Origin of the sequence: Oscillibacter sp. (assembly GCF_032060045.1) — a bacterium.
Classification (GTDB): Bacteria; Bacillota; Clostridia; order Oscillospirales; family Oscillospiraceae; genus Oscillibacter.
In genome coordinates this window covers 1-267 of sequence record NZ_DAMBZJ010000021.1, presented here as the reverse complement: position 1 = coordinate 267, position 267 = coordinate 1, and the positions used below count along the sequence as shown (strand labels likewise).

The window sequence follows — 267 nt, the reverse complement described above, 5'->3', positions numbered from 1 at the left end:
GCCGCACGGCGGTCCGGCGGGGGTGTTTCTTTAAAGCACTTTGCTCAAAAAGTCCTGAAGGCGGGGATGCTGGGGATCGTCGAAAATGTCCTCGGGGCTTCCCTGCTCCAAAAGCTTTCCATCCGCCATAAACAGCACGCGGCTGCCAACCTCACGGGCAAAACCCATCTCATGGGTGACCACCACCATGGTCATCCCCTCTTTGGCAAGGCCCTTCATCACGTCCAGCACCTCGCCCACCATCTCCGGGTCCAGTGCGGAGGTGGG

At 60.3% G+C, this 267-nt stretch carries 1 pseudogene; it reads right to left on the bottom strand.

The window, feature by feature from the left end:
- Positions 1-30: 30 nt before the first annotated feature.
- Positions 31-267 (bottom strand): annotated as a pseudogene (locus RT018_RS09715) (peptide ABC transporter ATP-binding protein); the annotation flags it as partial.